8 protein-coding genes and 1 pseudogene are annotated in these 6,670 nt (G+C 60.6%); 3 read left to right on the forward strand and 6 right to left on the reverse strand.

The features are described 5' to 3' along the window. From AB4Z11_RS18995 to AB4Z11_RS19005, 3 genes are all read left to right on the forward strand, one after another. A partial coding sequence (locus AB4Z11_RS18995; RefSeq protein ID WP_442026892.1) for a hypothetical protein occupies positions 1–264 on the forward strand: 264 nt, incomplete at its 5' end. Further along, positions 261–641 (forward strand): hypothetical protein, encoded by a 381-nt coding sequence (locus tag AB4Z11_RS19000; protein WP_442026893.1) that lies wholly within the window; start codon positions 261–263, stop codon positions 639–641. The genes AB4Z11_RS18995 and AB4Z11_RS19000, both read left to right, overlap by 4 nt. Continuing rightward, positions 638–1,486 (forward strand): hypothetical protein, encoded by an 849-nt coding sequence (locus tag AB4Z11_RS19005; protein WP_442026894.1) that lies wholly within the window; start codon positions 638–640, stop codon positions 1,484–1,486. Before AB4Z11_RS19000 ends, AB4Z11_RS19005 begins: the two co-directional genes overlap by 4 nt. 19 nt (positions 1,487–1,505) lie before the next feature. On the opposite strand, the gene AB4Z11_RS19010 is transcribed toward AB4Z11_RS19005, so the two are convergent. The 6 genes and pseudogenes from AB4Z11_RS19010 to AB4Z11_RS19035 form a co-directional block, all read right to left on the reverse strand. Further along, entirely contained in the window at positions 1,506–3,170 is a 1,665-nt protein-coding gene (locus tag AB4Z11_RS19010) for a diguanylate cyclase domain-containing protein (protein WP_442026895.1), read from the reverse strand. Further along, complete coding sequence (locus AB4Z11_RS19015; protein ID WP_442026896.1) at positions 3,161–3,583, reverse strand: hypothetical protein; 423 nt, start codon at positions 3,581–3,583, stop codon at positions 3,161–3,163. Before AB4Z11_RS19015 ends, AB4Z11_RS19010 begins: the two co-directional genes overlap by 10 nt. 192 nt (positions 3,584–3,775) lie before the next feature. Beyond that, a complete protein-coding gene (locus AB4Z11_RS19020) occupies positions 3,776–4,450 on the reverse strand; it encodes a GNAT family N-acetyltransferase (RefSeq protein ID WP_442026897.1) in 675 nt (224 codons plus the stop codon). After that, the gene (locus AB4Z11_RS19025) at positions 4,447–5,706 is read right to left on the reverse strand and encodes a multifunctional CCA addition/repair protein (protein WP_442026899.1); all 1,260 of its coding nucleotides are present in this window, start codon (positions 5,704–5,706) and stop codon (positions 4,447–4,449) included. Before AB4Z11_RS19025 ends, AB4Z11_RS19020 begins: the two co-directional genes overlap by 4 nt. A gap of 5 nt (positions 5,707–5,711) precedes the next feature. Continuing rightward, positions 5,712–6,428 carry a glutathione S-transferase family protein gene (locus AB4Z11_RS19030; RefSeq protein WP_442026900.1) on the reverse strand — a complete coding sequence of 239 codons (717 nt, stop codon included), beginning with the start codon at positions 6,426–6,428 and terminating at the stop codon, positions 5,712–5,714. Positions 6,429–6,444: 16 nt separating this feature from the next. Continuing rightward, positions 6,445–6,670: pseudogene (locus AB4Z11_RS19035) on the reverse strand (lytic transglycosylase domain-containing protein); the annotation flags it as partial.

Consider the following 6,670-nt stretch of genomic DNA (forward strand, 5'->3'; position numbering starts at 1 on the left):
GTCCTGTTCACAGAGGCTCGTGCAGTCCTGTTCACAGAGGCTCGTGCATCGGACGTCGTTGAACTCTCCATCAACTCCTCGTGGCGCCCGATGCTTGGAGCAATTGTTCACCGAGTCGGCTTAGGGATCGACGTGAATTATGTCTGCTCAGCTACCAGCAGATTAGACCTGGATCGATCATCGCTGACAACAACAAGCACCGTCTCTGGAAAGAATGTCAGCCAGAACGAAAAAAAAAGTATGCCCCATATAGAAGCACTATGAATAAAGTCGCGGATCACGAAAAAGAACTCTCCATGGCTCGGAGTCGGTATAACACCAACAAGAACAAAGAGAAGACGGCATCACTCAAAGAAGACATCGACAGGATTTCAGCGGAAGTCCAGGCGGATCGCCAAAAAGGTGACCTGCTGCGGCCACCATGGGAAGAAGAAGTTCAACGTCATGAGCCTAAACTAATCCACGATCTCAGAGAAAGACTAGTCAAGAATCCCAGCATTACCGAGACATTCGATCCTTGGTACATGGTTTCAAGTACTCGTGACAACGGCCCAACAACCGCGAACGCACAGTTGGATGGAAACGAGGTAACCCATCGCAACCATCTCCACATAACGCTCTCGGATTCCCACCTGATATGAAACCACCCAAACTCAGCTGGCTGCTCGTCGCGCTTATTTTTCATGCACAAGCACTGGCTCAAGTCGATAATTCAACTCGATGGTTAGATCGTCCCTGGGAAATTCGATACCTGCTTTTCATATCGGGACAGCATATGTTTGAAAGCTCACGAAGGATAGCGCGTGCCATGAACAACACAATGACACTCGACGGCGTCGAAAAATACGCGTTGACGGGACAARGGCTATTTGGTCGAGGCTCGCACATCGCTGTCCCGCATGCCGAGTCCGTAATAACCGTACTTATTCAGTTTGATGGTAGCGGCCACGCTCGCTCTAAAGACCTGGCGGCAGGCATTTGGCTTGGGAAGCGCGACAAAGTGGGCTCGATTCTATTGCTCGATGCAGGCGACCCACGAAAAAAACCATACTATCTTGCAGAATGGTCGCAAGGGATAGCCGGCCAGACCGAGTTCTCACCAGCAGTTTGCGCTGAAGCGGACAGTAGCCGATACCTGGACGACTGGGATCGCAACAGCATCTTCGGCAGCTTCGGTTGCCGCGAATGGACCGCACAGCTCTACAGATGGTCTCAGCCATATATCGACGTTACTTCCTATTCGGAGGATGGCCCATTCATAGGCGAAATGATTGGTTGGTCTCGGCTGTCCGATGAACCCAAACCAGTCATTGGCCTCCAAGGAAAAACCTGGTTATGCCTTCACGAGTGCCCGGATGGTGAGAAGCCGGGGCCAATCAAAAACATCCGCGCGTGGACATACAAACATGGCTTCCCCGTGCCGGAGCGTCCGCCAGACCAGCCGCTCTATCCGAACTCCAACTACCGAGATAGCGTGGATGAATAGCCAGAGGTGGGACGCAGATTCAGCGAGTAGTTTGCGCCATGGCGGAAGAGGCTTTATCCGCGTTGCCGCGGCAGGAAAGGCGGCGGACTTTGCCGGCTTCGCCCTCGCTGCAGACGACCCAGCCGTCGCGGCCGGCGGCTTTGGCGGCGTAGAGGGCTTCGTCGGCCATGGAGAGCAGCGCGTCGGCGGAGGTGCCGGCGCCGCTGGCGACGCCGAAGCCGACGCTGGTGGTAACGCGGATGCTGCGGCCACCGCATTCGAATGGCGTGCGCATGGCCGTCATGATGTGCTCACCCAGCTGGGCGACCTGGCCTTCATCGGCCAGCTGCTCAAAGACCACCACGAACTCGTCGCCGCCGAGGCGTGCGACGAGGTCGGTGCTGCGCACGGCGCGATGCAGGCGGTGGGCGAACTCGCACAGGACCTCGTCGCCGCTGGCGTGGCCGAGCGTATCGTTGATCGATTTGAAGTAGTCGACGTCCAGATAGGCCAGCGCAATGTGCTGGCCCGCGCGTCCGGCACGGGCGATGGCTTGCGGCAGCGATTCTTCGAACTTGCGGCGGTTGGCTGTGCCGGTCAGCGGATCGCTCAGTGCCAGCTCGGCGAGCTTGCTTTGTGCCGCCGCGCGCTGGCTGGTGAGCGCGTAGAAAGTGCGGCTCAAATCACCGAATTCGTCGCGGCGATCGGTGTCGAAGACGTGGATATCGTCCAGCCCTGCCGTCACGCGTGCAGCGCGATGGCGTAAGCGCAGCAGTGGGCGAATCAGCAGGCGCGCGGCCATCAGGCCGAAGGCGCCGCAGACCAGTGCCACCACCGCCGATGCGGCCACCGCATGGCGGCGCATCGCCAGCACTGGCGCCAGCGCTTCTTCTTCCGGGTACACAGCGCCGATGATCCAGTTCGATTTCAGCAGACGTTTGTAGGACACCAGCACACGCTGGCCATCCGGCATGACGCCATCGGTCCAGCCCTCGAAGCCCGCCACCGCAGCGGCAGCGGAAGGCAGAATGGTCGACTTATCGCTGCCCACTTTACGCAGCAGCAGGGAATGGTCCGGGTGATGCGCGATCGTGCCATTCTGATCGAGCATGAACAGATAACTGCCCTCGCCTGGCTGCAGCGCTTCGATCTGGCCGAAGAAGCCAGGACCTTCCAGTTCAATCGCGCCGCCGAGGATATAGCGTAGCTCACCGTGCGCGTCGAACACCGGCTCGGTCACCAGCACCACCGGCTTTTCCGACAGCGCACTGCGGAACGGCGCCGATATCACCCCCTCATGCATCGCCACCGTTTGCTGGAAATAAGGCCGGTTCGACACATTCAGATGGCCCACGTCGCGCCGGTCGCGCAAGCTCGCAAACAGCTCGCCTTGCGCGTCGATGGCGACAACATTGAAAAAAGCACCACGCAGGCTGGCGCTATGTTCCATCAGGGTTTGCAGCTGACGCGGCGAGACATCGGGACCGATGCGTTCCGCCTGCGCCTGCAGCAGTTCGCGCTTGGCAGACAAATCATGGTCAATATAGGCCGCGGCGCTGGCCAGCAGGGTTTCCTGCTGGGCGCCGATGTCGGCACGCATATGGCGTTCGGCCTGCCAGGACAGGGCCAGCGCCACCAGTCCCGATGCCAGCAGCACAAGGCCCGCCACCAGCAGCGCCATGCGCAAACGGAAGGTCAGTGGCATAGTATGCGCTCGCCATGCAAGGGTATGACTTCGGCCATCGGACCCGAATGGGCCAGGATGGCGCCCGTGATGGCCTGCATCACGGTGGCGGGACCAACGGGCTGGCAAGCCACGGCGTGACCCAGGCAACTGGCTTCCTCCGCGTGGATCGGATCGGCCAGCATCAGAACCAGCACTTCTTCAAAGCCAGGCAGCCAGCGCATGGCGCGCAGGGTTTGCTGCACCTCGATGTCGCAAGGATGATAAGCACACAGCACGATGTCCGGACCGAAGTGGTCGGCCAGGCGCACGCTCGCTTCGCCTGGGCAAATTGCTACGGTCTCGTGACCGCATGCATGCAGGCCGGACGCCAAAGCATCGGCAGCATCGGAATTGGAATCAAGGATAAGTACACGCAGCGCCAGCGCAGCCATAGGAGTCTCCGGAAAATGCGGCCAAAATAAGGCCAGCGGTTTCCGGCAGAGATGGGGCCGGGTAATTGGTGGCAGGGCGCCGGGGGCGAAGGCGCGACCGAGAAGTTTGGTAATTTTAGCAGAGAAGCCGGCCGCAAAGTCAATTTGCGGCGCGACACTCGGTTGTTGTCAGGCCACAAAGGGCCTGCAAACTCAGTCTTCGCTCTTTGCGCCGGGCAGTTTGTCGAGCAGCTTGGCGGCGGCACGCACGTTCGCCTTCAGCGCGTAATCGAGCGTGGCGAGCTGCTCTTCCATCGCTTCCTGCAGCACCGTGCCGGGGCTGGCGGGGCCAAGTTTGAGGTAGGCATCCGCTTCGCCATAGTCGCGATGGATTTCCATGCCGGCCTTTTTCGCGATATGCATCATCACCTGGTTGGACGACAGGCAGTGCATGTACAAGGTGTCAATATCGTTATTTCGACAAGTAATGCTGGCACGCTCGAACAGCTTGGAGCCGACACCCAGGCCGCGCGCGGACTTCAGCACGGACACGCCAAATTCGGCTACCCGATCCTTCTCGGTCGCCTGCTTGCGTTGTTCGCTGGTCTCGGCGAAAGCAAGATGGCCAACGCCCACGAGCTTGAACACCCGGTTGTACACGCCGAACACCAGGTCGCGATCGAAGTCGATGCTCTGCACATATTTGCTTACCTGTTCGTCCGTGACCGGCGAGCCAAAGCGCAGCAGGCGGTCGCGCCCTTCCAGGCAGAGGAAATGTTTGAGCATGCGGCGCCGGTCGCGCTCGCGCAGCTCTTTCACAGGCACAGTGGGACGCTCATCGCCGAACCAGTGGCGCAGCGGATTGCGGAAGAAGTTCAGAGAAGTCATGCGCCCTCCTCGCCATCATCGTCACCATCGAATCCGATCGCTTCCTTCACGGCGCGCACGCGGGCTGCACGCACGAACTCAGGAATCTTTTCCGGACGATCCACGCAGCGCTGGGCGATCTCGCCCGCATTGACGCCGCGTGCAGCAGCCAGCGCTTTCTCAAGATACTCCTTTTGCGGGAAGGGCTTGTCGCGGAAACTGATGCCGCCGCCTTCGCGTCCGCGCGCATCGCACTCCGACGCCAGCAGCAGCTGGGTAAAACGTTCAGGCTTGCGGAAACCGTCGCAGCGCTCGAACAGGGTGACGATGGTGCGCGGACGCAGCTCCTGTGCGCGCGCCACATTGCCATGCTCGCGCGTCGTCATCACCGCGAGGTCGCGGCAATCGGTCGGCACGCGCAGGCGCTTGCACACCTGCTGCACCAGATCGACGCCCTCGCCTTCGTGGCCGTGATGTGCCGGCCATTTTTCCGGGCGCGTTACCGCTTTGCCCAGATCGTGCATCAGCGCTGCAAAAAGCACAGGCAGATCGTAATGTTGAGATGCGGCGTAATCGACCACCTGCTCCATGTGGATGCCGGTATCGATTTCGGGATGCCATTGTTCCGGCTGGGGTACACCCCACAGGCGATCCAGTTCCGGAATGATGTGGGCCAGCGCGCCACAGCCGCGCAGCACTTCCAGCATGCGCGAGGGCTTCTGCTCCATCAGCCCGCGCGAGATCTCCTGCCATACACGTTCAGGCACCAGCGCATCGACTTCGCCCTGGTCGACCATGCGCCGCATCAGTTCATTGGTTTCCGGCGCCACTGTGAAATCCGGGAAGCGCGCTGCGAAGCGGGCCAGGCGCAGAATGCGCACCGGGTCTTCCGCAAAGGCGTCGGAGACGTGGCGGAAGATACGGTCCCTGATGTCCTGCTGGCCGTTATAGGGGTCGGTCAGCGTGCCGTCTTCGGCGCGGGCGATGGCGTTGATGGTGAGGTCGCGCCGCACCAGGTCATCTTCCAGCTTCACATCGGCCGATGTGTGGAACACGAAGCCTTTGTAGCCGGGCGCCGTTTTGCGCTCGGTGCGGGCCAGCGCATATTCCTCCTGCGTTTGCGGATGCAGGAAAACCGGGAAGTCCTTGCCGACGGGGCGGAAACCCGCTTTAACCATCTCTTCCGGCGTGGCGCCGACGACCACGTGGTCGTGATCCTTGACCGGCAGGCCAAGCAATTCATCGCGTACGGCGCCGCCGACCACATATGTCTTCATCGGCGTCAGTCCGGCATCTCAGCGTCGTGCAGCGGCGCGCTTTCCGTTTCGGCTAGCGCCTGGTCGAGCCATTCCGCCACAGCGGGATGGGAGCGCATGCGCTCGCAGTAGGCGGACAGCGCGGGCGGCAGTACCACGCCGTAGGTCTTGAAGCGGCTTACGACCGGCGCGARGAAAGCGTCCGCAATCGAGAAATCGCCGAACAGGAATTCATTGTGGCCGAAGCGGCTCAGGCACTCTTCCCAGATTTCGCTGATGCGGCCAATGTCCGCCTGCGTGGCCGGCGTGCGGCCCTTGCCTGGATAATTGCCCTTGACGTTCATCGGCATGGTGGAGCGCAGGCTGGTGAAGGAACTGTGCATCTCGGCGCAGACCGAACGCGCCATGGCGCGCGCGGCCACGTCCTGTGGCCACAGATGCTTGTCCGGGAATTGCTCGGCGATGTATTCGCAAATGGCCAGGCTGTCCCAGATCGTCATATCTCCAGCCAGCAGCACCGGCACACGGCCGCTGTCGCACCACTTGGCGATATTGGTCGCGGTATCGGGGCGGTCCAGCAGGATGCGCACTTCGGTGAAGGGAATCGCAAACGCCTTCATCGCCACCCACGGCCGCATCGACCACGAAGAGTAGTTCTTGTTGCCGATGACGAGTGTCAGGCCCGGTGCGCGTGCGGCGGCCAGGGTTTGTTCCAGGGTAGGGTCGAGTGCAGTGGTGTGCATAATCGCTTCCGGTGATTTATCGGCTGCCGAAGGTGGATTCCTGCTGTTCCGCTTCCGTATAGCCTTTCGGCGTGACGGTGCCCAGACGCTGCTTCAGCGATTGCGGACGGCCTTCGAACAGGGCAGCGTAGAAGGTGGCGTTGGTCATCACATTCTTCACGTAGCCGCGCGTTTCGTAATAGGGAATCGTTTCGATGAAGATGGTGCTGTCCATCGGCTTCACCAGCGTGGAACGCCAGGAC

The sequence above is a fragment of the Pseudoduganella sp. RAF53_2 genome (genome assembly GCF_052113985.1).
Classification (GTDB): domain Bacteria; phylum Pseudomonadota; class Gammaproteobacteria; order Burkholderiales; family Burkholderiaceae_D; genus Rugamonas.